Here is a 26,340-nt window from a genome sequence, read left to right as displayed (position 1 = left end):
CAGTGAGACTGTGGGCCATACGCGAGTCCAAGAATGACGAGACCTCTTTCACTCATGGCTGATTCTTGCACTGTCATAGCTGATGATGCTGGTCAGTGACATGCGCAACAGGACTGATTCACTATCTCAGGTATCCCCCGCTGTCGATCTCATGGTATTTTTAATCCAGTGCTTTCGTTCACAGGGGGAACGGCAGCATCGGCAGCGGTGAAGACGCCGTTGTCCCGGCTCTCTACTTGGATCGTCCGGCACGTACCTGTCGGTGGAGGTTAAAAACATGGCAACAGTAACGTTTGATAAGGCAACCCGCATTTACCCGGGTTCAGACAAGCCAGCTGTGAAAGAACTGTCCCTGGAAATCGCTGACGGCGAGTTCCTCGTCCTCGTTGGTCCTTCCGGCTGCGGAAAGTCAACGTCACTGCGTATGCTTGCTGGTCTTGAAGACGTCAACTCTGGACGCATTTTCATTGGTGACCGCGATGTCACCGATGTTCAGCCCAAGAACCGCGACATTGCAATGGTCTTCCAGAACTACGCTCTGTACCCGCACATGACTGTGCGCGACAACATGGGCTTTGCTCTGAAGATCGCTGGCACGGATAAGAACGAAATCCGTGAGCGCGTGAACGAAGCAGCACGCATCCTTGACCTAGAGCCCTATCTGGACCGCAAGCCGAAGGCTCTGTCCGGTGGTCAGCGTCAGCGAGTCGCAATGGGACGTGCAATTGTTCGTAAACCGCAGGTGTTCCTGATGGACGAGCCGCTATCCAACCTGGATGCCAAGCTGCGTGTTCAGACCCGTACACAGATCGCATCACTGCAGCGCGAACTCGGTGTCACAACCGTGTACGTGACCCACGACCAGACCGAAGCTCTGACAATGGGTGACCGCATCGCGGTTCTCAACAACGGCATCCTTCAGCAAGTTGGCACACCTCAGGAAATGTACGAACGCCCCGCCAACGAATTCGTGGCAGGATTCATCGGTTCACCTGCAATGAACCTGGGTCGTTTCAAGGTCGAAGGCAACTGGGGCGTCCTCGGAACTGCTCGTGTTGCCCTGTCGGATGCCACCATTGCGGCTCTGAAGCCAGAAGACAACAACACGGTCGTCATCGGCTTCCGTCCTGAGGGACTTGAGCTGGTTGGTGAAGATGTCGAAGGCACCATTCCGATCGAAGTCGACTTCGTTGAGGAACTCGGCTCTGACGCCTACATCTACGGACACCTTGCAGGTGTCGAGGGAGGCCACGGCCTTGGATCGGGTACCGACGAGAATCCTGATGAGAATAAGGAAGACAAGAGCGATCAGCTGATCGTTCGCGTTCCTCCGCGTACCGCCCCGAAGCCGGGATCTGTGATCCACGCTCGCGTCATTCCTGCGCAGCAACACAACTTCTCGGCGGCAACTGGCGAGCGTCTGCCTGCCTAAGCTAAGACTCACGAGGGTCAGCTGACGATGCAAATCTGATGCTGTTGCCCCACTGAAATATCACCGGTGGCTCGCCCCAACACGGGGCGGGCCACCTTTTCGTATCTCTTCTAGACACAAATTTTACACTCTGTCAAATTTGGATCGAACACTTTGCTCTTCACTGGTGCAGTTGAGGGCTTGCTGGAGGCAAGCAGCGTTCTACCAGGGGCTCTAGCTCGTGGGGAGTACGACAAGATGGAGCGGTCCCAAAAATTTGCTTGCATATCGGTTCAGTTTCGAACAGGCCGTTGATGGTTTCAGGCGAGGGCTTCCGCGTCAGAATCACATACATTACCCGTTGCCGGTTTATTCCTGCACGTCAGCGACGTTTGTCGTTTGAGAAAACACACGCTGCCATCGGCCCACCATCGGTAGGACGATCCGCAGCCATCCTGACCTCGCAGCACCTCAACTCCCGCCAATACCTCCCGACCACATTCCCAAACCTCCGAAACACGTAGAACAAAAGCGCAACGCTTCGTTTCAAGACCACTGAGGGAATCTTCAGCGCACTATTTGCCTGACTCATCCTTCCACGAGCACTTGTCACGACCCGTGGCCGGTGAGGCGGGCGATGGTGGTGGTGGACATCCTCCCACGAGCACTTGTCACGACCCCTTTTTCTTTACTCCAACCTAGTGGTAAGCTTTCGTTGATTGTCTCTCACAGTTGCACGGCAGCATAACTCAAATCCATTGACAGGTGATCACATGTTTCTTGCACCCTCTCGTCCAGGGCACAGTCCGACACGCACTCGCACATCAGCTTTCACACATTTGGCAGCATTATGCGCGGCAGCGCTCGCGTGTACCTCGAGCCTCGTAGTTGGTTTCGTCTCCCCGACTTGGGCTGATGACGCCGCCTCCGACTCTCCCGAAGCCTCCAATACCATTGCAGATTCACCGCAAAGCGGTACTGAATCGCCCTCAGAGCAGGGAGGTCTTCATATTCCTGAAAATCCGGGGGATCCCGCTGTTGTCGGTACTGTGGAAGATGAAGACTACTCCACAGCAGCCGGCGCGCCGATGTCTGGAGCTACCCCATTGATGACAGCGCCGGCCACCGATTCAGCACGCACCCGTACTCAACGGTCAGCCGCAACCGAATCGGCGCCAGATGCTGAACGCACTGAGGTCTATTGCTACACGCCTCAGCAAGATCTCACGTGCAGCGAGGACCAATTCCGTTCACTGATCACACAGGCTGGCTCCACACCAACTCGCATCGTTCTGGGAATGGTCGGCCCCTATCTCACCGACACTGTCACGATTCCACGCGGAGCTGACATTGAGCTGGTCAATTATCCTGCCAATGCGTGGGGAGCCAATTCCTCGTCGCTCATCGCTGAGGACGGGTTCAGGGGTTCTGCTCTGTTCAACGTCGAGGAAGGCGCTACCCTGACCATTTCTGCTCAACCCGAAGGCGGCGAGATCGAGATGGGCGCTCGCGGCGAGTACGTTAAGAATGGGCAGATCCTTGTCCACTCACGAGGAGCATTTGTCCTCAATCAAGGCACGCTCAGCGGCGTACGCGACCACTCAGGATTTCACATCGGTGCAGTGACCGTCACGGGTTCCAAAGCTTCGTTCACCATGAATGGCGGCACCATCACCGATAACCACAGGCGACAAGATCCCACCACTACTCAAAGGGGTGCAGGCAATATCGCAGTCAGCGATGGTGCAACGTTCATCATGAATGGAGGACTCATCACCGACGGTTGGGGCTCCGGCGTCAGTAAACACTCACAGTACGACTACGGTGAAGCAGGAGGGGTCGGCCTGTACAACGGCGGCCACATGGTGATGAATGGCGGTGAGATCTCCAGCAACAACGGCTTCGCCGGAGGCATTCTCGCAATGTCGTGGCCGTTCTCGAAAGAAGAAGCTGAACAGACCAAAGAATCAGCACGCAATACAGTAGAAATCAACGGCGGAACGATCACCAACAACACCAGTCGATTCAGCGGCGGCGGAGTTTTTTCATTTGGCAACTCCGTTGTGACAATGAACGGCGGAACGATCACCAATAACACCGCTCCCAATGGAGGCGGCGTAGGAACATTCGATGACTACGTAAAAGGCGCTGAAAAGACATGGGCAGAGATCCCCAGCACAGGAAAGCAGGCTGGGTACACCGCTGATGCCTGGGCAGACCTTTCTCCGGCAGCTTTTATCATGAATGGTGGAACGATTTCCCACAATAGCGCGGACCGCACCGGTGGCGGAATTAACGTCGTCAGCAACCGCGTTACTTTACGCGGCGGAAACATCGAAGCGAACACGGCGAAGCAAATGGGCGGCGGCGTGTACGTGTCGACCAAGTCCTACTCAGCGCACTTTGAAAACGTTGCAGTCAACCGTAATGAGGCTAAGCATATCGGTGGCGGAGTATGGGTCTGCCCGACCGGCTCCATCGACTTATACGTGACAGAAGGTGCCGGGATTTTCAATAACTCTGCCAGCCATTTCGGTTCCGATATCGCCCACGACAATTACGGTTCCGCCGGGTCGATCAATTTACGCTTGGCCAATCGTATGCTGGGTGGCGGCGACGTCACCTACTACTTCGATAACGAAGACCAACGTTTCTCCCCAGAGGCTCCAGGAGATCCGCAAAATTTCTGGGATCGGCCGCTCCGAAATGAGGGTCTCCACTCAGAGGCTACAGATCACACGAAGAATGATGCATCAACGCTGGCCAAGCTCACAATCACGGAAAACAGTGCCGAACGAGGTGCAGGAATCGGTTCAAACGGTAACGTCACTTTCGGAAAACCCGACACAGTTGATCTGGAAGTCGCTAAGCAGTGGCATGACAGTGAAGGCACCGAGATTCCCGGTGCGTCGCCCTCGTTGCCCTCAAGCATCACGATCCAGTTGATGCGCCAAATCGGGCAGCACGATCCGACTCAGCTCGGCGATCCCATTACCATTACTCCTGATAAGGACGGCAACTGGCGTCACACGTTTAAAGGTCTTCCAACAACCCTCATCGTCGCAGACAGTGCTGAATCACAGGAGGTCTCATACTCGGTTCGTGAGCTGCACGTTGATGGCTACGATTCACTCATCTCCCCGACCACCGTGGTTTCGGATAATCCCCAAGTACAGGCACTCACCGTCACGAATACGCAGACTCCAATGACTGTGACGGTCAACAAGATCTGGCAAGATGTTGATGGCGAAACGCTTGAAGGCACCTCCCCCGCCATCCCGGACAGCATCACGGTCCAGCTCACTCGCCAAATTGGCAAGGGCGACCCAACCAACGTGGGCGACCCCGTCACCATCACCCCCGATGCTGACGGCAATTGGACTTACACCTTTACGAACTTGCCACGAACCGTTGCAGGCGAGCCGGTTCGGTACGCAGTGGCCGAGACGCCAATCGAAGGATTTGACTCAGCTGCGCAGCAGACAGCAACGCAGGAGGGCTCTCACGATGTGGTGGTGACACTGACGAACAGGCAGAAGCCACCGACACCGCCTACTCCACCAACCCCGCCGACACCCCCGGCACCGCCTCGTCTGGTGAAAACGGGAGCTGATTCCACGGCGCTGTGGTTGTTCGGCGCACTGGGCGCTGCAGGAGTCGCTGTCAGGGCTGGAGCGCGTTTACGGCGCAGGGCTGAGAGATGAGAAGCTGCCCTGATGGCGAAGACCACGCCCCTGCACGGTTTTCACCATCAGGGCTGATCACCTGATCGTACAGCTTTCGCTGGAAGGTAGGGCGATATCGAGGACGACACGGATCGCCGTCAGGCCCCCATGGTCAGTGATCGTCGCGATAGCGTTCGACCCGCAGATGCAGCGCGTACTTCTCACGTAGCTGCGCGATCTGCGTCATCATCTCTGAATGGTGATGCCGGTCAAGGGCTTCTTGGTCATGCCAACGGTCGATCAACAGAACCGTCTCCGGATCATTCATCGGGAAGAAATACTCGTAACGTTCATTACCTTCCTGGGCGCGAACTCGATCAACAATGCCGCTGGTTACCATCTCCTGAGCAAATGCGCGGGCGCTCCCATTGTGTCCTGTGTAATACAGATTAACCGTTAGGCTCATCGTGACCCCCTGTGTCGCTACGTCCAGCGATTTACCGACCAGCCTATTCCTGGCGGCCTGTTCACGCGTTCTGTCCCCTTCACAAGGTATTGTCATGACAGGAGGGGCCAGCTGCGGCCGCTCCTCAGGCCATCATGGAAGGATGTCAAATGCGTCGTCTAGTTGCATCAGGCATTGCAGTGGCATGCCTCAGTCTCCTCGCACCGCTTACAGCGCACGCTGAGAGCGCCACCGCATCTGAGTCACCCTCGACCCCGCACACTATTTTGCAGCTGGGCGATTCCTACTCGGCCGGGAACGGCGCGCAGAACTACACGGACACGAACTGTTACCGCTCGCCCAATAATTACGGTGCTGTCACCGCTGAACGCCTTGGCGCCTCGTACACAAACCGTGCCTGCTCAGGTGCACAGTCGAAGGACTTCTACTCCTCACAGTCCCTGGGGTGGAAGAAGTCGGTGACGAAGACCTACGTTCTACCCAAGTCGACCTACCCTGACCAGCCCGCTGAATGGCAGCGCCGCGTCGAAGAATCCCAGATCTGCGGCGTACTTCCCGAGGGGAACTTCACGTGGGATATTCGCCAGGTCGCTCCCGCACCTGCCGGTTCTCTCTACACGGCCACCGCCGAATGCCACCTGTACGCGCTCCCTCAGCTCGACGCCGTCACCCCCGACTATGACTCCGTGTTCCTGACAATTGGCGGCAACGATGCCAACTTCTTCGGCATCATCGTGTCCTGCTTCATCGGGCGTGATGCCTCGTCCTGCCAGCAGCGCATGAACGAGGCTACCGTCACCGTCGACACCTTCCGCACGCGCCTCACCACCCTTCTGAGAGATATTGACGAGCGTGCCGCCGGCAACGCTGACATCTATCTGCTGTCCTACCCGGATCTGCTGAGCACGCCGTCCTACATGCTTCCCGAAGGTCCTGCAGGTTGGTTCGATGCCGGCACCACGCTGCGCACCCTCCAGGCTCGCTACACCGACCTGCAGTCCAGCATCATCAGCGATCTGAACAAGGCCAATGGGACGACCCGCTTCCACCTTGTTGACATTCGAGACGCCTTCGACGGGCACGGCCTCGATCCGCACATGGCGGCGTCCCAAGATCATTCCTGGATCTCAGCACCTTTCGCCTCCACCGACCTTATGGGCTACATGCATCCCACGCCCAGTGGCTGGGCAGCGGAAGCCGACACGCTCACCGACGCGATTCTTGCGCAGCGTTAAACTCGCGCACAAGGCAGAAACCGGGTTGGTCAGTCGCTCCTCGTGATCTTTCACTCTCAACGAGGGCGACCCCACCCCGCGCATCTGCAAGCCGGCGTCCGCCGGTCCATCCATGCGTCCCACATGACACGCCAATAAAGTGCGAGAATAGACCTATGCCTCAGTCCATGGAGATCACTGCTGCACGCGTCGATCCTGCGTTGCTGGACCTTCCGTGGGAAGTTCCGCTGGAAGACTGGCCCAGTGAGATTCTGGCCGCGCTGCCGCGAGGAATTTCGCGACACATCGTGCGTTTCGTCAACCTGTCCGGGCGCGTGATCGCCGTCAAGGAGATTGGCGAGTCGGTTGCCCACCACGAATATCAGCTCCTGCGCGATCTCGTGCGTCTGGATGCTCCGTCCGTCCAACCTACAGCTGTCATTACTGGCAGACGCGACCCGCAGGGCGAAGAGCTCAACGCCGCACTGGTTACAGAGCACCTGCAGTTTTCACTGCCCTACCGCGCATTGTTCAGCCAGTTCATGACTCCCGACACGGCGACTCGTCTCATCGACGCGCTTGCCGTGCTGCTCGTTCGCCTCCACCTGCTCGGCTTCTACTGGGGCGACGTGTCCCTGTCGAATACACTGTTCCGCCGCGATGCCGGGGCATTTTCGGCGTACCTGGTGGACGCGGAAACCGGCGAGCTGCACCCGAACCTGACGCCCGGTCAGCGTGACTACGACGTTGACCTGGCGCGCACGAACATTATCGGTGAACTGATGGACCTGCAGGCTGGCGGTTTCTTTCCGGAGGACGAAGACCCGATCATCGTGGGCGACCGCATCCGTTCGCGCTACGAGGACCTGTGGCACGAACTGACCGCATCCGAATCCATCGAGCTGAATCAGCGGTGGAAGGTCGCTGAGCGCATCGAACGCCTCAACGACCTGGGTTTCAATGTGGGCGAACTGCAGATGGTGTCAGATATTGACGGCACGCACCTGACGATCACGCCAAAAGTGGTGGATGCAGGGCACTACCACCGACAGATCATGCGTTTGACGGGAATGGATGTGGGCGAACAGCAGGCACGCCGCATGCTGAATGATCTGCAAACGTATCGTGCGATCACCGGTCGTCAGAACATGCCCATTGAAATCGTGGCGCACGAATGGATGCGTGACGTGTTCGAACCGATCGTCACCGGCGTGCCGCCCGAGATGACCCGGAAACTCGAGCCGGCGCAGATTTTCCATGAAGTTCTGGAGCACCGCTGGTACCTCGCTCAGCAAGCCGGACATGATATCCCGCTCGCTGACGTCATCGATTCCTATACGCGTTCCGTTCTGCCTCAAAAGCGTGACGAGGCTGTGCTTCTCGATCCTGACCCGCTCGATACTGCAGAGTTGCCTGCCTTCCACAATGAGGATATGTATTAACGAGGGCGACATTGCACCGCCCCTGACTACGTCTGAAGGAGAATCCGTGTCTGAGTTTCCTCACCTTTTCGCCCATCGCGGGGCCTCATCCCTCGCGCCCGAAAACACGATGGGAGCGTTCGTCAAAGCGATGGAAGTCGGGGCTCGTCGAATCGAGTTCGATGTCGACATCATGGGCGATGGAACATTACTGGTCATGCACGACCAGACTTTCGACCGCACCACGTCCGGTACCGGCGGCTACTACGACAAAGGTTTCAAGGACCTGCGTCGCCTGGATGCGGGCGCGTGGTTCTCCGACACATATCGCTTTGAGCGAGTTCCTGAGCTGAGCGAGGTGCTCACGTTCCTGGACGCCAATCAGATGATCGGCAACCTGGAGATCAAGCCGTGCCAGGGTGGGCAGACGCTGCGCAGCGAGCTGATCGACCGTATTTGTGTGCTCGTTGCCGGTATGAAGAATCCGTCGCAGATCCTGGTGTCCTCCTTTGATCACGCCCTCCTCTGCGACTTTTCCGTCGCATGGCAGGCACATCACCAGGGCGGCCAGGCCAGCGCCTTCGGTACGGTGCATCGATCCCTCGATCTGGGCTGGCTCGTTGACCCCGAATCCGAGTCGATCACCAGTGCCGTCGATGCCGCCGCCAAACTGGGGTGCACAGCGGTTCACCCTGCAAATAAGGCTGTCACACATCGCGACGTGGAGTATGCCCGTCAGGCTGGCCTGGAAGTGAACGTGTGGACTGTCAACGATGTTGATCGCGCACGCGAACTGGCCGCATGGGGTGTCACGGGTATTTTCACTGACCGGGTTCAGGACTTCCCGGCTGAGGCTCTGCGCGCCTAGAAGACGTTGTGGCGCGTCGGCCGTATGCCGGTCGACGCGCCGTCTCCTTCTGGCAGTTTCTGATACGCCAGGTGTGCAGCGTATCAACGCACATTCGACGAATGGCCATCAGGCTACTACCATCAAAGAAAACGGTTCGAAAGGATTCACACTGCCGTGATTCGTGAACGTTCACATTTATCGTTTTTTTCTCCGTTACCAGGCGCACTGCCTCTCAAGTCAGTCACAGTTACTGATGATTTCTGGTCTCCACGTCGCGAAATCGTCCGCACGCGCTCACTTTCCCATCAGCAGGCTCAGATGAGCAAACCGGGGCATCATTTTGATGCGCTAAAAATGGCGTGGAAACCTGGCCAGACACCAGAACCTCACATCTTCTGGGATTCAGATATCGCCAAATGGATCGAAGCTGCATCGAATTCTCTGGCCGCCCATCCAGATCCCGCCCTCGAAAAAGCCGTTGATTCCACGATTGAACTGCTTGCCGGCGCCCAGCAGGACGACGGCTATCTCAATACCCATTTCACGCTGGTCGAGCCTGACAAGCGCTGGACAAACTTGCGAGATCAACACGAGCTGTATTGCGCCGGCCATCTCATTGAGGCTGCCGTCGCGCATACGTATGCAACCGGCTCGACAAAACTGCTGGGTGTTGTCACCCGCTATGTCGACCTGATTGACCGTGTGTTTGCAGATGATGGACCCTGCAGTGGCGGCTACCCAGGTCACGAGGAAATTGAACTCGCTTTGGTAAAGTTGGCTCGTCTTACGAACCAGACACGCTATCTTGAATTGGCGCAACGCTTTATTGATCGGCGCGGCCAGAAACCCTCATACTTCGCACTCGAAGAACGCGCGCGGACAGGCATGCAGTCAGATGACACATACGAATATCATCAGGCGCATCGACCCGTACGCGAGCAGGATGAAGCGGTTGGGCACGCAGTGCGAGCCATGTACCTCTATACCGCAATGGCTGACCTCGCAATCGCCACTCACGATCAGCGTCTGCGCGACGCATGCGAGACCCTGTGGAATGACGTGACGACACGCAAAATGTATGTCACGGGCGGAGTGGGATCCGAACCAGCACTCGAATCCTTCGGGCCTGCCTATCATCTGCCGAACGAACACGGCTACGCCGAAACATGCGCAGCTATCGGCCTCGTTTTCTGGGCACAACGCATGGCGTACATGACCGGTCAAGCACGTCACATTGATGTTCTTGAGCGCGCACTGTACAACGGGGTGCTTTCCGGAGCCTCACTCGATGGCATGAGCTATTTCTACGATAATCCTCTTGAGTCCGATGGGACGCGTTCGCGTTCACCGTGGTTTGGGTGCGCATGCTGCCCGCCGAATTTCGCACGTCTGCTCACTTCGCTCGAACACTTTATTTACTCCATCGACGAGGGCGACTCTCCTGCCACTTCGACTGAAGATACCACGTGTCACACTGCTGACGATCACAAGGCTGAAGTGATGACCGTCAATCTCTATATCAGCAGTGAGGCATCGTGGCCTGTTGCAAACGGCAGCATGAAAATCCAGCAGACGAGCAACATGCCATGGGATGGCCACGTCAATCTCACTGTCAGTGCCAGTTCCCCGACAGAGCACATGCTGCGTTTACGAATTCCGCAATGGGCTTCGTCATTCACACTGGCCATCAATGGCGAGTCTGTTACCCCTGCGATGTGCGACGGGTACGCGTGCATCGAACGAACGTGGCACGACTCGACGCAGGTGGACCTTCGTCTTGCGATGGACACAACCCGCGTGTGGGCAAATCCCCGCGTAGGAGGCTGCGCCGGCAAGGTGGCAATTGAACGTGGACCTCTGGTGTATTGCGCTGAAGAGATTGACAACGATGCACCCATACCATGCATTGCCATAGCCGATTGCTCTGACGCCGATACTTCTTTCAACAATGAGCTTGGTCTCTACGAGCTTCATCTTTCTGCCGCCGCGGCCACCTCCTCGGACAACGCGGCACTGTACTCGCATCACTCGCCGTCATTGACAAGCACTCGCGCAACATTGGTGCCGTACTACGCATGGAATAACCGCGGCCAGGGCGCAATGGCCGTATGGCTCCTGGATGCAGAAAGACTGCGGTAACAGCCTCAACATCCCATGCCGTCTCCGCCCACAACGCTCAGTTCCCCAAGAAAGAAACTACTGTGCGGCAGCGTCCGTGCGCCGGTCGGCTCGCAGTGCCAGCAGTTTCGCCAGTGACACTTCAGCAACGGAGTCAATGATGAGCAGTGAACCGAGGATACCGGCGACCTTGCTCCATCCGGATCGGGGTTTCGAGGTGCGGATCGCCGTTGCCACCAGCATCGCACCGGTTGCAGCTTCCACCGCTGCGCCGACGCGCACAATCCAGGGCTTTTCAAGCGCGGTCGAGTGGTAAGCTTCCCAGATGTTGTGGCCGGTTGCTTCCGGTTCCCGCAGCAGAATGTCAACGCTTCGACCAATTGCATTGGAAATTCCGCGCGCCATGTGAGGCTGCGTTCCCTCAACTGCTTCAGCCTCGCACCTGCCGAGCAGGAAGTCGGCGGCACTATCCGGCAGGCCAACTGCCGCTACGACGGCTTTCACTGCCTCGTCACCGCTCTTTGTGGTGGCGTCAATGAGTGCGTCGGCGTCGGCACCGGGAATCATCGCGGCGATTTCTTTCATATTCGTGTTTTCGCCGACGAGCGCGTCGATTTCGTCGGTGCTTTTCCCGCTGACACCGCGTTTGCCGGGGACCATCAGGTATCGCATTGCCCAGTTGAAGGAAATGACATGTTCAAGATGGTCGTCGGTCACCAGGAATATCTGGAATTCGTCATCTGCCATGGACAGCGTGACCAGCGGCAAATCGCCGAAGTTCCAGCCCAAACGTTCCGGGGGCAGTTCGGCAAAGAGTGCGCGTGCATCGCCGGGCAGCTCGAGATCTGCAATATCGACACCTTCGAGTGCCGCCAACAGTGGGACGGACGATGCGGGAGTCCGTCCGATTTCGATAATGCGCGATTTCACTGCATCGAGCGGTTCGTTCATGTCGCCATTGAATTGGGCGCGCAGTTCGTCCTGGCTTAATGAGGCTGTTTCGTCGGCCGTATCTGGTGCGTCCTTGTCGGAATCGTCGTCGCCTGCCTCGTCCGCCCGCGCATCGTCGTGCGGTCCGTCAACAACTTCATCCAGGTGGTCTGACTGGCCGGCGCCAAGTCGCACCTCGGCCTTGTAGGTGGTGGCAAGTTCGTCAGCGAGTTCCTGTTCGGTTGGTCCCGGTTTGAGGATCTCGGAGCGAGGTCCGATGGTGGCGAGCTTGCCATCATCGTTGGATGCCATGACAAAGCCCAGCAGCCGCGTGCTGCGGTCAAACCACTCCAGTCGCGCGACGATTCCTCTCTTGGACAAGTCTTCAGCGACTTCTTCAGGATTGAGTGTCTGGGCAATCATCATGCCGTCAATCCGATTCCACTGTTGCGTCATTGGATCCTCCCACGTTGATTTCACTACCAGTATCTCATCACGAGCAGACGTCTTGCGCCCCATTTTGAGCAGTCAGGCGCCGTTTTCTGCCTTTACACAGCGAAAAGGCTCGGATGGTCACGCTCGACAGCGCGCCCATCCGAGCCTTCTTCACGTCAGTCACCGGCAAGGTGACCGTTCGCGGATGCTGTCAGTGACAGCGGCTCGCGAATGCTTACTTCATCTTGGTGCCGGTGGAGCCCAGACGCTCACATGCCTCGACAACGCGAGCAGCCATGCCAGCTTCAGCAGCCTTGCCCCATGAACGAGGATCGTACTGCTTCTTCACGCCGACCTCGCCGTCGATCTTCAGAACGCCTTCGACGTTCTGCATCATCCAGGCGGCAACGGGACGGGTGAATGCGTACTGCGTGTCGGTGTCGACGTTCATCTTGATGACGCCGTTTTCGACAGCGGTGGCGATTTCCTCAGCGGTCGAACCGGATCCGCCGTGCATCACCAGGTCGAAGGGTCGATCGCCAGCATCGAACTTCTTGCCCACAGCTTCCTGGATCTCTCCGAGGATCTCCGGGCGCAGCTTGACGAAACCAGGCTTGTACGCACCGTGGACGTTACCGAAGGTCAGCGCTGTGATGTAACGGCCCTTTTCGCCCAGACCCAGTGCCTCGACGGTCTTGATGCCGTCTTCAGGAGTGGTGTAGAGCTTTTCGTTGATCTCACCCTTGATGCCGTCTTCTTCTCCGCCGACAACACCGATCTCAACTTCAAGAATGGTGTTGGACTTCTGCGACAGCTCCAGCAGTTCCTGAGCGATCTTCAGGTTCTCGTCCAACGGAACGGATGAGCCGTCCCACATGTGGGACTGGTAGAAGGGCAGACGTCCTGCCTTGACCTCTTCGGCTTCCAGTTCCATGAGCGGACGAATCCAGGAATCAATGTTCTGCTTGGCGCAGTGGTCAGTGTGCAGCGCGACGGTGACTGGGTAGTTCTTGGCAACCTCGCGTGCGTATGCAGCCATAGCGAGTGAGCCGGCAACGCGATCCTTGATCGTCGAGCCGGACCAGTATTCTGCGCCGCCCACAGAAACCTGGATGATGCCATCGGATTCTGCTTCCGCGAAGCCTCGCAGAGCTGCAGTCAGAGTTTGGGATGAGGTCACGTTGATCGCAGGGTAAGCAAACTTGCCCTTCTTGGCGCGATCGAACATTTCGTTGTAGACCTCAGGTGTTGCGATAGGCACAGGAGCCTCCTCTTTGAACGACAGTCGGTCAATCAGTATTATCTCATGTTTTGCTCGGCCGTGGAGGGGAGAAAGTCCCGTCCGACCATTGCACACTTATTGGCAGCAGGCCCAGCGCATGAGTGTTGACAATGGCCTCTAGCTCGTCGCCTTTGTTTGCACAACCCATGCCCACATAGCAATGGCAGCGGCATGACCCACATTCATCGACCGGGTCGACCCATACTGCGTGATGTGCAGGATCTGGGAACAAGCCCGCCGCATAGCTTCGCTCAGCCCGCCGCGTTCGGCACCAAAAACCAGGCATGCCCGCTCGGGAATCACGGCCCCTTCGAGCGGGCGCGAGCCCTCCACATTGTCGATGCCGATAAGCGTGATTCCCTGCTCGACGCACTGGCGAGCGAGTGCCTGACAGTCGTCAACATGCGCTACATCCAGGTAGCGATCAGTGACCATCGCGCCTCGACGATTCCACCGCTTACGCCCCACAATCCACACACGTCTGGCGCCAAGAGCGTTTGCGGTGCGCACAATCGAGCCGATATTGAAATCATGCTCGACGTTTTCAATCGCCACATGCAGCCCGGTGGAGCGCTGTGCCATGTCGGCACGGATGGCATCCATGGTCCAGTAACGGTACTGGTCTTCAACGTTTCGCGTATCGCCGTTCGCCAACAAGTCGGGGTCGAGTCGCTCGTCATCGGGCCATGAATTTGATCCCCCTGGCCACGGCCCTACCCCTGCAGGAGCGTTGGATGCTGTTGAACGATTCGTATCCTCCACGGCGACTAGGGTACACGGATAATGAGCACCTCGGTTTCACAGGTCGCCTTGACACTGCACTCCAGCTTGCCCCCTCGCCTCGTCTTGCCACTTCTCGACCTGAATACCGCGCACCGCCATACACGCAGACACATGTCGCGACAGCATCTGCACCTTCTTGCCCCGCATCTGCCCACTAACGGTTGATCCTCGATACATTAGAGCCATGAACGAAAACCTCTACGACACGGTGCCGCTCTCGCAGATGCCACCGGCCACTGCCTGGCTGTCCGACATGGATGGCGTCCTGGTCAAGGAAAACCGCGCGCTTCCCGGCGCGCAGGAGTTTCTCGACGCATTGAAATCGCACAACATGCCGTTCCTGGTGCTGACGAATAATTCAACGTTCACGAACCGCGACCTGTCCGCCCGACTGGCTCGTTCCGGCCTGGACGTTCCGGAAGACCGTATCTGGACGTCTGCCAACGCGACCGCTGCGTTCCTGTCGCAGCAGTCCCCGCAATCATCGGCTTACATTATTGGCGAGGCCGGCCTGACCACTGCTCTGCACAATGCGGGCTATATCATGACTGACACGGATCCTGAATTCGTGATTCTGGGCGAAACACGCTCCTACGACTTCAACGCCCTGACTCGCGCGATCCGTTTGATCGAAAAAGGCGCGAAGTTCATCGCTACCAACCCAGATGCGACCGGGCCTTCCGACGAGGGCACCCTTCCGGCAACCGGCTCCATTGCCGCGATGATCGAGCGTGCAACAAACCGCTCGCCCTACTACGTAGGTAAACCGAATCCCATTATGATCCGGGCCGCGCTCAATAAAATCGGCGCACACTCCGAGACCGCGGCGATGGTCGGTGACCGTATGGATACCGATATTCAGGCCGGTGTGGAGGCCGGACTGCGCACACACCTCGTGCTCACTGGCTCAACCGATGAACACGAAATTCAGAATTTCCCGTACCGCCCGTTTGGTGTTCACCAAGGCATTGGCGATCTGGTCGAATTGGTCGAAGCCGGACGCGGCTAAGCTCCGGCCAATCCGCGCCAGGCTGGGATCAGCGTGCAGGCTACCCTCGTGAATCGACCTTCCGGTCAGCACTCACTGAGATCGAGGTAAAAGCTAATCGAGGTCGAGGTCAGCCAGTCCGAGGGCACTGAAATACGGCAGTCCTTCTGCTTCGATACGCTCTTTGGCACCCGTGGCGCGATCCACAACAACGGCAACTGCCAGGACTTCTGCCCCGGCTTCACGCAGAGCATGGACAGCTTCGATCGGTGAGCCACCCGTGGTGGAGGTATCTTCCAGGACGATCACTCGCCTGCCCTGAACGTCTGGGCCTTCGATGCGGCGCTTCATGCCGTGGTCCTTGGCTGCTTTGCGCACCACGAATGCGTCCAGGTTCAGGCCGCGAGAGGCGGCTGCGTGCATCATGGCGGTGGCCACCGGGTCGGCGCCCATCGTCAGACCGCCCACCGCGTCGTAGTCTTCGGGCCCGAAACCAGCCTCTTCCAGCATGTCCAGCATGACGTGGCCGATCAGGGGGCCTGCCTCGTGATGGAGGGTGGCTCGGCGCATATCGACGTAGAAATCAGATTCTTTGCCCGATGCCAGCGTGACGTGCTCGTGGATCACGGCGAGTTCACGTACCAGTTCGGCCAGGCGCGATTTATGGGAGTCATTAGTCATGGGGCAAGCCTACCGCGTGCAGTGCCGGCGCGGAGAGCTTGCCCCATGACATCACATTGGGCATTTCACCTGGGGAGTATTCGCGTGTAGTGGAGTACCCTGGCGCCTCGGTTGCCCGTTCCGTCTGGCGTTCCGCGGCGCCTGCGCCTCCTTTACTGTTTGACGCCACCTGCTGCCAGGCCGGCAACGATGCGGCGCTGGAAGATCAGCACCATGATGACCAGCGGCACGGTGACCACCACGCCGGCCGCCATCTGGGAGCCGAACGGCGTCTCAAACCCGGATACGCCACCGAACTGGGACACAATGACCGGAGCAGTCTTCATGTCCTGTTTGTTGACCATCGTCACGGCAATGAGGAACTCATTCCACGCATTGATAAAGACGATGATGGCAGTGGTGAAAATGCCGGGAGCGGCGATCGGAATGATGACTTTGCGGAAGGCCTGACCTGGCGTGCAGCCATCGACCATTGCGGCCTGTTCCAGTTCGCGCGGCATCTGCCTGAAGAAGCTGGTCAGGTTCCACACGGCCAGCGGCAGTGCGAATGACAGGTCGGGCACAATCATCGACTGATAGGTGTTGATCCATTCCCACTGTGTAAACAGCTTGAGCAACGGCACCACGATGGCGACCAACGGGAACATCGACGAGGCGATGACAATGGTCAGTACCAACGTCTTGCCCGGGAACTCCAGTCGCGCCAGAGCGTACGCGGTGAACGTCGCGACCAGCAGTGCCAGAATCGTCGTCACGCCGGCAACGATCAGCGAGTTCAACAGTGACTGCGTGAACAGGCGGTCTGGCTTGAAGACCTCAACGTAGTTTTCCATGCTCACTTCGCGCGGCCACAGCGTCGTGTCGAAAATGTCGCGCGTGGGACGCAGTGAGGACACGATCATCCAGTAGAACGGAGCCAGACAGAACACCACGATCGCGATGATGCCGATCCATGAGGACGTGTCGAGCAGAGCCGCCTTGACACCTTTGCTTTTCATCGTGACACCTCCGCAGTCGATCCGGCCTGGGCAGGCGCGTCAGCTCCCCCGGTGGTGGACGAGGGTGGCCTTTGGACTTCTTTCGCTTCCTTCGAACGCTTGAAGAACGCGCTCAAACGCAGCTTCGAGCTCTTCTGCGACTGGCCGTCATCTTCAAACAGTTCTGCGCCGAGCAGCTTGATGAAGGCGAAGGATATGAGGAAGACGTAGAGGAACAGGATCACTGCGTACGCAGCACCTGACCCGTATCTCAGGTTCGTCGCCTCATCCTGAACCAGCATGGACAGCGTTTCGACAGATCCTTTACGCGGTCCAATCAGAATGTAGGGCAGGTCGAACATGCGCAGAGCATCGAGAGCGCGGAACAGGACTGCGACAACAAGTGCTGGTTTGACCAGTGGAAGCGTGATGGACAGAAAACGACGCCATGCGTTTGCACCGTCAATCTTGGCTGCCTCGTAGACTTCCTCGGGAATGATCTGCAGACCGGCTAGTGTCAGCAGTCCGATGAACGGCGCCGTCTTCCACGTGTCGGCGATGATGATGGCGAATTTGGCGGGCCATTCAGATGTCGCCCACAGGATCTGCGTATTGAGCAGGGCGTTCGCAGCTCCGTGCGCATCGAAGATCCACTTCCACAGCACGGCCGAGATGGCAGTGGGAATGGCCCATGGCACGAGGATTGCCGCACGGACGAATCCGCGCGCCTTGATGGCCTGGTGCATGATGAGCGCCATGATCACGCCGAGGACGGTTTCGATACTGACTGTGACAAACGCGAAGAATGTCGTGTTCCAGAACGCGGTCCAGAATCGTGCGCCGGTGTCTCCGGCGAAAATGTTGATGTAATTGTCCAGTCCAACGAATGGCTCGGTATCGTTGACGAATCCTGTTTCAGGATCGATTCCCTTGGCGCCGAACAGCGACTGATACAGAGCCGAAATCGTGGGGAACAAAATGACGATTGAAATAACGATGATGGTGGGCGAAACAAGCAGTGCCGCCAGGCGACTTTGCTGTTTCTGCGACTCAGATTTTCCGCGACGTTGCGTCTTCTGAGCGGGTGCTTTCGCCATGAGTTCTTCCTCCTGGAAAGCGCGCTAAGGCTCCTGGTTGGGTGGCACCAGCCACCCAACCAAGAGCGGTGACAATGTTACTGCTGAGCAGATGTGAGCTCGGTGAGTTTAGCGCTCAGGTCCTTAACCGCCTGTTCGGACGTGGCCTGTCCCTGCAGTACGGGGAAGACGGCATCCTGGATCGCTGCCGACACGTCGCCGTAGTTCACAACCTGCGGGCGCGGTGCAGCGCTCTCGATGGAGCCCTTCAGCGCCGGCAGATACGGGTACTGGTCAATCAGTTCCTGATCGTCGTACAGCGCGGAGTAGATCGGGGCCAGTGTCTGCTCGGTGAGCAGGCGCTTCTCGATATCTTCTGAGGTGAACCACTTGATGAAGTCGTACGCGGTTGCCTTGTTCTTGCAGAAGCTGGAGATGGCGACGTTGTGGCCGCCCAGTGAGGACATGCCTCCTTCAGGCTGATCTGCGGTCAAACCAGGCAGCGGAGCAACTCCGAACTTGTCGCCCAGCTTTTCCTTGGTCAGGGAGTACTGGTATGGCCAGTTGCGGTAGTAGACCAGGCGGTCGCTCTCGAATGCTGCGCGGCCTTCTTCTTCCTTGTAAGTCAGGGCTTCTTCAGGAATGAAGTTATCCTTGAAGGCGTTTTCAAGCGTCTGCAGACCCTTGAGGGCTTCAGGCGAGTCGACAACCACTTCGCCCTCGGGGCTGACAATCTGTCCGCCGGCGGAGTGAATGGCTTCGTCAACATTGACCGTCAGGCCTTCGTACTTGGCCATCTGTCCGCCATAGCACCCGATGTCTGAATGACCGTCGAGGCCGCGCACAGCTTCGCAGCCTTTCTTCATGTCATCCCACGTCTTGGGCGGATCGGTCACGCCGGCCTGCTCAAGCAGGTCCTTGCGGTAGTACAGAATGCCACCATCAGAAGCGTATGGAACGGCGTAAAGTTGGTCACGGTACAGGCCTGTCTGCCACACAGCCGGCAGAATCTTGTCCTTTTCGAAGTCTGCCTCGTTGAGCGGCTCAACCCAGCGGTGAGCAGCAAATTCGGCGACGTGGATGTTGTCCAGAGAAATAACGCAGTATGCATCTGATTGGGTCTGAGCGTTCTGAACCATCGAGTTGCGCTGCTGATCGGCTTCGGCCGACAGCTCGATCATCTCAACCTTTTCGTCCGGGTGGTCCTTGTTCCAATCCTCCAACATGGGAGCCATCAGACCGGAGTTGTCTTTACCCTGCACATAGGTGATGGGGCCGCGCCCCTCGAATTCACCGGTTGCGCCGCCACCAGAGGCACCTGAGTCCCCTGATGTCTGTCCGCCACCGCCACTGCTACATGCCGTCATCAGCACCATCGCAGCAGCGCCAGCTGCCAAGGCAATTCCTTTTCTGGTTGCCATTTGCGTTCACTCCTTCGTGTCAAAAAACCTGAATTTGGTGGTCTCTCAGATCGAGCCGCCTCTCAGGTGCCGATCAACGATCGACGTCGCTTTCACTCTACAACGTTTTCTCCACAAAATGTATGCGATTGCAGCGCGTTACATTTGTTTACATTTGGTAACAATTTTGGCAAACTTGCCCGCACAACGCCCCGCGATGCTAGCAGCCCCGTCACGCTACATGTGCGGCACGGCGCGCATCACCTTACGCATCAACCACCGCGGAGTCAGCCGAGAGACCACATTCGCGCTCTTATACAGCGCAGTCGGCGTCACCAGCACCCGCCCTCGACGAACGGCCTCAAGAGCTTGCGAGACCACCGTTTCCGCATCCGACCAGATCCATCCCGGTGTGTCGGACACATCAACATCAGCTGCCTTGTGGAAGTTTGTGCGCGTCATGCCCGGTGATACAGCGGTGACAGTCACCCCGGTTCCTTCCAGTTCGAACGCCAATCCTTCGCTGAAGGCTTTCACCCACGCTTTGTGCGCGCTATAGGTACCCATCCCGGTCTCTGCAGCGATGGAGGAGATGTTGCAGATGGCGCCTACTCCTCGTCGGCGCATGGCACGACCAGCGTGGTACGACAGCACCATGACGGCTCGCACCATCACATCCAGGGCCTGCTCTTCCGTCTCCAGTTCGTTGTCGAGGAACTCCTCCCCCAGACCCATCCCTGCGTTATTGACCAGCAGGCCCACCGGTGCACATCCAGATTCATCATCAGGCTGAACGTCGAGACGCTCGGCAACCCGCTGTACGTCCCCGGTTTGCGACAGGTCAGCTGCGATCACCTCGGTCGTGATGTTCGCGATCTGCTCCAGACGATTGGACAGGTCATCGAGTTTTTCCTGCGTGCGGGCAACCAGAACCAGATCATGTCCCGCCTCGGCAAGTTGCCAGCAGAATTCTTCTCCCAGACCTGATGTTGCTCCCGTGACTAAAGCTGTACCCATAACCTCATCGTAAGGTCGCCGGCGCATGCATGCTCGCTCAGTGACCAGCATGCGCCGACGGATCCATGCTCGCTCAACGCTTGGCCTGCGCCGGTAGGGTGGAGACATGAGGATTGGAACCTGGAACATTAACTCAGCCCGTACCCGCGTCGACCGCGTCATCGAGTGCTGCGCGCGGTGGAATCTGGACGTACTGGCAATGCAGGAGATCAAATGCAAGCCGGGTCAGTTCCCGATTGACGCGTTCACCGATGCCGGCTACCGCGTGGAGGTTCACGGACTCAACCAGTGGAATGGCGTGGCGATCGCTTCCAGGCTTCCCATTCTCAGCGTATCCCGCGACTTTCCGGGAGCGCCCACATGGGGAGATCCTGCGCGCGTCGAAGCGCGTGCCCTGCGAGTGCGGATCGACGATGGAACGCCTGAAGGACTGGATGTGTGGAGTCTGTATGTTCCGAACGGCCGCGAGATTGACCACCCGCACTACCAGTACAAACTCCAGTGGCTCGCCGCACTGCGCGCTGCCGTTTCACCTTACGTTGCAGGCGATTCCAGCGGGGTATCCAAGGGCGATGCCCCGGGTGAGGACTCACTGGCCGAGGGCGGCGCTGTCCCACCTGCAACGGCATCGGATGAGGGCGGCTCACCGAGCGCACTGCTGGTGGGCGACTGGAATGTGGCACCGCGCGATGAGGACGTGTGGGATATCGACTTCTTCGACGGCCGTACCCACGTCACACAGCCAGAGCGTTCCGCCTTTGAGGCTTTTGCAGCCGATGGATGGGTGGAAGCGACTCGTCCTCGCGTCACGAACTACACGTACTGGGACTACCAGCAGCTGCGTTTCCCTCGTAACGAAGGAATGCGCATTGACTTCATGTATGCGACGCCTGCACTTGACGCCCGCATCACGCAGGCGTGGATTGATCGCGATGAACGCAAAGGCAAAGGGGCCTCTGACCACGTGCCGGTCATCGTTGAGATCGCACATTAGGGTGCCTCTGCCCGAGGTGGCCGCACGACGCATACTCTCGATGCGTGGAGCGCAGACAAATGGGCCGGCAGCAGAGCGTTATCGGAGGCTGTCGCCAGCAGGGCACCGTTGCAAGGCGTCGCCAGCAGTGCCCTTATGCGAAGCGCTCAAGAATCTGATCATTGAGCAGGCACCAATTCTTCTTGTGCCAACTGCCAAACTTCTCTGTGCCGACGAATACAGCCGCCAGGTCTCGACCACGATCAACCCAGATGAACGAGCCGGACACTCCGAAGTGCCCAAACGTGGCGGGGTCGGCATGCTGAGATGTCCAATGCGGCGATTTGTGGCCGCGGATCTCCACGCCCAGCCCCCAGGGGCACGGGCGGTGCTTACGGTATCCAGGCACGAAGCCATCCAGATCAGGGAACTGCACTGACACGGATTGTTGATCAAGGTCCTCGCTGATCAGCGTGGGAGCGAGGAGCTCCTGAGCCAGAGCAATCAGATCCGCCGCACTTCCAACCGCGGAATAAGCAGGAGATCCGGGCGCATCTGCTGTTGTCATTCCCAGCGGCTCCAGGACACTCAGCTCGATCCAGCGACTGAGTTCTTCACCTGTGGCCTCGCTTGTTGCCTCCCCTAAGATGTCGAAGCCTGCGTTGGAATAGATCCGCACCGTTTCTGGGGGCACCTGCGCCTCGCGCGAGTCGGCTGCAATTCCGGAGGCGTGAGCCAGCAGGTGACGCACGGTAGATCCTGTCGGCCCCAGCGGATCATCAAGGTTCATCAGGTGCTGGTCAATTGCCACAAGGATGGCGCGTGAGGCGATGACTTTCGTGACCGATGCCAGAGGGTAGACCACTGACTCATCGCCTTGCACATACAGCGTGCGGTCGCTGCGCAGCACTGCGAGCGCGTGTTCGAACGGGACGGGGTACAGATCCATGTCAGCCACTATGCCTCCAGGTTACGAACTGAGAGTCCCTGCCACTCGCAGGAAACGTGCATAAACGTCACCGACTTCTTCAGGGATCGCCTGGCCCACTTTCAGTGTTGTGTCCGAATCCAGTCCGAGGAGTCGGTGGGTCTGTGCCAGGAAGATAGCCACTGTTTGGAGCCCCGTCTCCTCATCGTCGGAGTAGCGGGCCTGCAGAGACAGGCCGAACCATATCTGCATAAGGGTTTTCGCCAGGAACGCCGGACTGAGATCGGTCTTGACAATGCCCTCAGATGCCAAGCGGGTCACCTCGTCGCGCAGGAAATCGTGGATCGCATAGATCCTCGCGACGAAGTGATCGTGAACAGGGTGCGTCGTTGATGCTGCTTCGACTGCAAGAATGCACTCCAGGTCAATAATCATCGAGACATCCGGGTTGTTCGCCAATCTCATCATGGCGATCGCAAAGTCGAACAGCGTTTCGGGAATGACGCGCGCCTGAACGGTCCGGCCATTTTCGGCGTCTTCCACGAAATCAACCAGCCCCGCTCGTTCCTCCATGCGGTTGATCACAGAACCCAGCAGCGCTTCTTTTGATGGGAAGTGGTAGATGACCGCAGGATGGGATATTCCCACTTCACGACCGATGTCACGCAATGATATGCCGGCGAAGCCACGGCGCGAGATGAGCGACATCGCCACGTTCAGGATAGATTCGCGGGTGGCCAGGCCAGTCGAGTATGAACCGCGATTCTTGCGCCCTGTCGTCACGATTGCCACCTCAACATGTCTTTGAACCGGTGCTTTGAATGCGCCACGGATAGATCCGTCCCCAGTCTATCTGCAACTCGGCATCAAACTGAGCCGCCCTCGCCAAACTAGACGAAGGCGGCACCAGTGATCACCCCACCAATTATTCACTTGCGATTTTACCTGTCAGGATCGGCGGGTGCAGGATTTCCCGACGCTTACTCGGCGCTGTCGTCCGGCGTGTATTCGCTTTGCTCGGCGCTGTGGTCCGGCGAATGATCGCCATACTCGTCGCCATCAGGCTCGGATGGCCTGACGCGCTGCATCGTCAGGGATCTGAGATCCTCGCTGACATCCACGCGCACTTCGTCACCGTCATGCACCTGGCCGGACAGAATCATCGTGGCCAGTCGGTCCCCCACCTCGCGCTGAACAGTGCGACGCAACGGACGAGCACCATAGGCCGGATCGTATCCTGCACGAGTCAGCCATCGGCGTGCCGGTTCGGTCACCGTCAGCGCGATGCGCCGGTCAGCCAATCGACGGGCAAGCGCCGCAACCTGAAGGTCTGCGATCTGCGCCAGCTCTTCACTGGTGAGCGGTTCAAACATGAGGACCTCATCAAGACGGTTGAGGAACTCAGGTTTAAATGCCATCCGCACCTGCTGCATGACCGCGTCATGGCGTTCCTGCTGTGACAGCGCGCTGTCGGCGAGGAACTGTGAGCCCAGGTTCGATGTCAGAATGAGGATCGTGTTGCGGAAGTCAACCGTGCGTCCCTGCCCGTCGGTCAGTCGCCCGTCGTCCAGGACCTGCAACAGGATGTTGAAGATCTCAGGATCGGCCTTCTCGACCTCGTCCAACAAAATGACGCAGTACGGGCGGCGGCGAACGGCCTCGGTGAGCTGACCGCCTTCCTCGTATCCGACATATCCGGGCGGAGATCCGACCAGGCGAGCAACCGAATGCTTCTCGGAATACTCGCTCATGTCGATTCGCACCATGGCGCGCTCATCGTCGAAGAGGAAGTCCGCCAGCGAGCGTGCCAGCTCGGTCTTACCGACACCAGTGGGTCCGAGGAACAGGAATGATCCATCGGGACGGTTCGGGTCAGACAGCCCGGCGCGCGAACGACGCACCGCATCGGCTACGGCGCGAACAGCCTTCTTCTGACCGATCAGTCGCTTGCCGATCACGTCTTCCATCTCAAGCAGTTTCTCGGTTTCCCCCTGGAGCAGGCGCCCCACAGGAATTCCGGTCCATGACTCGACAACTTCCGCGATGGTGGTGGCATCGACTTTCTCCGCGATCATCGGCTCAGGCGTGCTGCCGTCTGCCGCGTCACGTTCGGCTTCCGACTCGGCCTGCTCGATCTGGTGTTCGACAGCGGGGATCTCGCCGTTTTGCAAGCGACCGGCTTCCTCCCATTTGTTCTGGCGGATCGCCAGCTCCAGTTGAGTGCGCAGGTCATCGAGCGTGACACGCAGGTCACCGACCTTGTTGTGCCCGGCCTTTTCAGCCTCCCACCGGCTGGTCAGCGCGTTGAGTTCTTCCTGCCGGTCAGCCAGGTCCTTGCGCAGCTTCACCAGGCGTTCCTGCGTGGCAGCATCCCCCTGATCGGGATCGGACTCGGCAAGGTAGGATTCCTCCATGCGCAGCCTGTCCACCTGGCGACGCAGCTGATCAATTTCCACGGGGCTGGAATCCAGTTCCATACGCAGCCTGGATGCGGCCTCGTCAATCAGGTCAATCGCCTTGTCGGGTAGTTGCCTCCCGGTAATGTAGCGGTCGGACAGTTGCGCAGCAGCGACGAGGGCACCGTCGGAAATCGTGACTTTGTGGTGTGCTTCGTACTTGGGTGCAATGCCGCGCAGAACGGCGATGGTGTCCTCCACTGACGGCTCCCCGATAAAGACCTGCTGGAAACGGCGTTCCAGTGCAGGGTCCTTTTCGATGTTTTCGCGGTACTCGTCCAGTGTGGTGGCACCCACCATCCGCAGCTCGCCGCGCGCCAGCATGGGTTTGAGCATGTTGCCCGCATCCATTGATCCTTCAGCGGCACCGGCGCCAACAACTGTGTGCAGCTCATCAATGAAAGTGATGATCTGCCCGTCCGAACGTGCGATTTCGTTGAGAACGGCTTTGAATCGCTCCTCGAAGTCGCCACGATACTTGGCACCTGCCACCATCGATGAGATGTCCAGTGACACGACTCGTTTGTCTTTGAGCGAGTCGGGCACGTCACCGGCAACAATTCGTTGCGCCAAGCCTTCGACCACAGCGGTCTTGCCGACACCGGGTTCACCGATCAGCACAGGGTTATTCTTCGTGCGTCGTGACAGGACCTGAATGATGCGGCGGATCTCGTTGTCACGGCCGATGACCGGGTCGAGTTTTCCTTCACGCGCCACCTGCGTCAGGTCGCGACCGTATTTCTCGAGTGCTTCAAATGAGCCTTCGGGGTTGGCCGACGTGATCGGGTCAGGGCGCAGCTGCGAAAGTGCACGGGTCAGCGCTTCTTCCGTCGCCCCCTGATCGGTCAGGATCTTTCCTGCATCCGTGCCCGAGGCTGCGAGCGCGATGAGCAGGTGTTCGGTTGACGTGTACTGGTCCCCGCCCTCTTTCGCCCTGCGCTGCGCGTCGGTGATGACGGTGAGCAGCGTGCGGGATGTGGCGGGCTGAGTGGTCGTGGCACCTTGTGTGGAGGGCAGTTTCACCAAAGCGCTGCGGGTGCGTGCGCCCACGACCTTCCGGTCTGCTCCAACGCTTGCCAGCAGGGACAGGGCGATACCCTCGTTTTGTTCGAGCAGTGCGCCCAGCAGATGCAGGGGCTCGACCTGCGGATTGGATGCGGCTGCCGCTGACTGCAGCGCCGATCCGATGGCTTCCTGAGCCTTCGTTGTGAACTCTTCGCTCACGTGTACCTCCTAAAGTGTTGCCCCTCAGCCACCTTCCGGACCGTT

At 58.4% G+C, this 26,340-nt stretch carries 21 protein-coding genes; 8 read left to right on the top strand and 13 right to left on the bottom strand.

What is annotated here, in order from left to right; translation table 11 throughout:
- Positions 1–277 precede the first annotated feature (277 nt).
- Positions 278–1,432 (top strand): ABC transporter ATP-binding protein, encoded by a 1,155-nt coding sequence (locus AC1DA5_RS06355; protein WP_285014849.1) that lies wholly within the window; start codon positions 278–280, stop codon positions 1,430–1,432.
- A gap of 752 nt (positions 1,433–2,184) precedes the next feature.
- Positions 2,185–5,115: a Cna B-type domain-containing protein gene (locus AC1DA5_RS06350; RefSeq protein ID WP_480289570.1), complete on the top strand. Its 2,931-nt coding sequence runs from the start codon at positions 2,185–2,187 to the stop codon at positions 5,113–5,115.
- Positions 5,116–5,248: 133 nt separating this feature from the next.
- On the opposite strand, the gene AC1DA5_RS06345 is transcribed toward AC1DA5_RS06350, so the two are convergent.
- The gene (locus AC1DA5_RS06345) at positions 5,249–5,542 is read right to left on the bottom strand and encodes a putative quinol monooxygenase (RefSeq protein WP_058237888.1); all 294 of its coding nucleotides are present in this window, start codon (positions 5,540–5,542) and stop codon (positions 5,249–5,251) included.
- 149 nt (positions 5,543–5,691) lie between these two features.
- Between AC1DA5_RS06345 and AC1DA5_RS06340 the strand changes: the two genes are divergently transcribed.
- The 4 genes from AC1DA5_RS06340 (at position 5,692) to AC1DA5_RS06325 (ending at position 11,166) form a co-directional block, all read left to right on the top strand.
- Positions 5,692–6,777: an SGNH/GDSL hydrolase family protein gene (locus AC1DA5_RS06340; protein WP_058237276.1), complete on the top strand. Its 1,086-nt coding sequence runs from the start codon at positions 5,692–5,694 to the stop codon at positions 6,775–6,777.
- Between the two features lie 155 nt (positions 6,778–6,932).
- On the top strand, positions 6,933–8,198 hold the full coding sequence (locus AC1DA5_RS06335; RefSeq protein ID WP_257525571.1) for a DUF4032 domain-containing protein: 1,266 nt from the start codon (positions 6,933–6,935) through the stop codon (positions 8,196–8,198).
- A 46-nt stretch (positions 8,199–8,244) separates the two neighbouring features.
- Complete coding sequence (locus tag AC1DA5_RS06330) at positions 8,245–9,045, top strand: glycerophosphodiester phosphodiesterase family protein (protein ID WP_058237277.1); 801 nt, start codon at positions 8,245–8,247, stop codon at positions 9,043–9,045.
- A 156-nt stretch (positions 9,046–9,201) separates the two neighbouring features.
- Positions 9,202–11,166: a glycoside hydrolase family 127 protein gene (locus tag AC1DA5_RS06325; protein ID WP_058237278.1), complete on the top strand. Its 1,965-nt coding sequence runs from the start codon at positions 9,202–9,204 to the stop codon at positions 11,164–11,166.
- Positions 11,167–11,223: 57 nt separating this feature from the next.
- Here the strand turns inward: AC1DA5_RS06325 and AC1DA5_RS06320 are convergent, their stop codons facing one another.
- The 4 genes from AC1DA5_RS06320 to AC1DA5_RS06305 form a co-directional block, all read right to left on the bottom strand.
- On the bottom strand, positions 11,224–12,531 hold the full coding sequence (locus tag AC1DA5_RS06320) for a hypothetical protein (protein WP_058237890.1): 1,308 nt from the start codon (positions 12,529–12,531) through the stop codon (positions 11,224–11,226).
- A gap of 214 nt (positions 12,532–12,745) precedes the next feature.
- Positions 12,746–13,771: a class II fructose-bisphosphate aldolase gene (gene fbaA / locus AC1DA5_RS06315; RefSeq protein ID WP_058237279.1), complete on the bottom strand. Its 1,026-nt coding sequence runs from the start codon at positions 13,769–13,771 to the stop codon at positions 12,746–12,748.
- A gap of 138 nt (positions 13,772–13,909) precedes the next feature.
- Positions 13,910–14,554: a TrmH family RNA methyltransferase gene (locus AC1DA5_RS06310; protein WP_480289567.1), complete on the bottom strand. Its 645-nt coding sequence runs from the start codon at positions 14,552–14,554 to the stop codon at positions 13,910–13,912.
- A 36-nt stretch (positions 14,555–14,590) separates the two neighbouring features.
- Positions 14,591–14,761, bottom strand: coding sequence for a hypothetical protein (locus AC1DA5_RS06305; RefSeq protein ID WP_480289565.1), 171 nt, complete (start codon positions 14,759–14,761; stop codon positions 14,591–14,593).
- On the opposite strand from AC1DA5_RS06305, the gene AC1DA5_RS06300 reads away from it, so the two are divergent.
- Positions 14,760–15,584 (top strand): HAD-IIA family hydrolase, encoded by an 825-nt coding sequence (locus AC1DA5_RS06300; protein ID WP_058237281.1) that lies wholly within the window; start codon positions 14,760–14,762, stop codon positions 15,582–15,584. The genes AC1DA5_RS06305 and AC1DA5_RS06300 overlap by 2 nt on opposite strands.
- Positions 15,585–15,677: 93 nt before the next feature.
- Here AC1DA5_RS06300 and pyrE read toward each other — a convergent pair whose 3' ends face one another.
- The 5 genes from pyrE to AC1DA5_RS06275 form a co-directional block, all read right to left on the bottom strand.
- A complete protein-coding gene (gene pyrE, locus AC1DA5_RS06295) occupies positions 15,678–16,244 on the bottom strand; it encodes an orotate phosphoribosyltransferase (protein ID WP_058237282.1) in 567 nt (188 codons plus the stop codon).
- 152 nt (positions 16,245–16,396) lie between these two features.
- Positions 16,397–17,242 carry a carbohydrate ABC transporter permease gene (locus AC1DA5_RS06290; protein ID WP_058237283.1) on the bottom strand — a complete coding sequence of 282 codons (846 nt, stop codon included), beginning with the start codon at positions 17,240–17,242 and terminating at the stop codon, positions 16,397–16,399.
- Positions 17,239–18,318, bottom strand: coding sequence for a carbohydrate ABC transporter permease (locus AC1DA5_RS06285; protein WP_092648838.1), 1,080 nt, complete (start codon positions 18,316–18,318; stop codon positions 17,239–17,241). The genes AC1DA5_RS06290 and AC1DA5_RS06285 overlap by 4 nt, the downstream gene beginning before the upstream one ends.
- Positions 18,319–18,395: 77 nt before the next feature.
- A complete protein-coding gene (locus tag AC1DA5_RS06280; RefSeq protein WP_058237285.1) occupies positions 18,396–19,718 on the bottom strand; it encodes an ABC transporter substrate-binding protein in 1,323 nt (440 codons plus the stop codon).
- 216 nt (positions 19,719–19,934) lie between these two features.
- Positions 19,935–20,714, bottom strand: coding sequence for an SDR family NAD(P)-dependent oxidoreductase (locus AC1DA5_RS06275; RefSeq protein ID WP_058237286.1), 780 nt, complete (start codon positions 20,712–20,714; stop codon positions 19,935–19,937).
- A 106-nt stretch (positions 20,715–20,820) separates the two neighbouring features.
- On the opposite strand from AC1DA5_RS06275, the gene AC1DA5_RS06270 reads away from it, so the two are divergent.
- Entirely contained in the window at positions 20,821–21,708 is an 888-nt protein-coding gene (locus tag AC1DA5_RS06270; RefSeq protein WP_058237287.1) for an exodeoxyribonuclease III, read from the top strand.
- A gap of 133 nt (positions 21,709–21,841) precedes the next feature.
- Here the strand turns inward: AC1DA5_RS06270 and AC1DA5_RS06265 are convergent, their stop codons facing one another.
- The 3 genes from AC1DA5_RS06265 to clpB all read right to left on the bottom strand — a co-directional run bounded on the left by AC1DA5_RS06265 (position 21,842) and on the right by clpB (position 26,295).
- Entirely contained in the window at positions 21,842–22,636 is a 795-nt protein-coding gene (locus AC1DA5_RS06265; RefSeq protein WP_058237891.1) for a serine hydrolase domain-containing protein, read from the bottom strand.
- Positions 22,637–22,657: 21 nt separating this feature from the next.
- The gene (locus AC1DA5_RS06260) at positions 22,658–23,398 is read right to left on the bottom strand and encodes a TetR/AcrR family transcriptional regulator (RefSeq protein WP_074026269.1); all 741 of its coding nucleotides are present in this window, start codon (positions 23,396–23,398) and stop codon (positions 22,658–22,660) included.
- 197 nt (positions 23,399–23,595) lie between these two features.
- On the bottom strand, positions 23,596–26,295 hold the full coding sequence (gene clpB, locus AC1DA5_RS06255) for an ATP-dependent chaperone ClpB (protein ID WP_082628590.1): 2,700 nt from the start codon (positions 26,293–26,295) through the stop codon (positions 23,596–23,598).
- Positions 26,296–26,340 lie beyond the last annotated feature (45 nt).

The organism is Pauljensenia sp. C0254C2 (genome assembly GCF_056583835.1).
The sequence above is the reverse complement of the archived record's forward strand: the minus strand, read 5'-3'. Positions and strand labels throughout refer to the sequence as shown.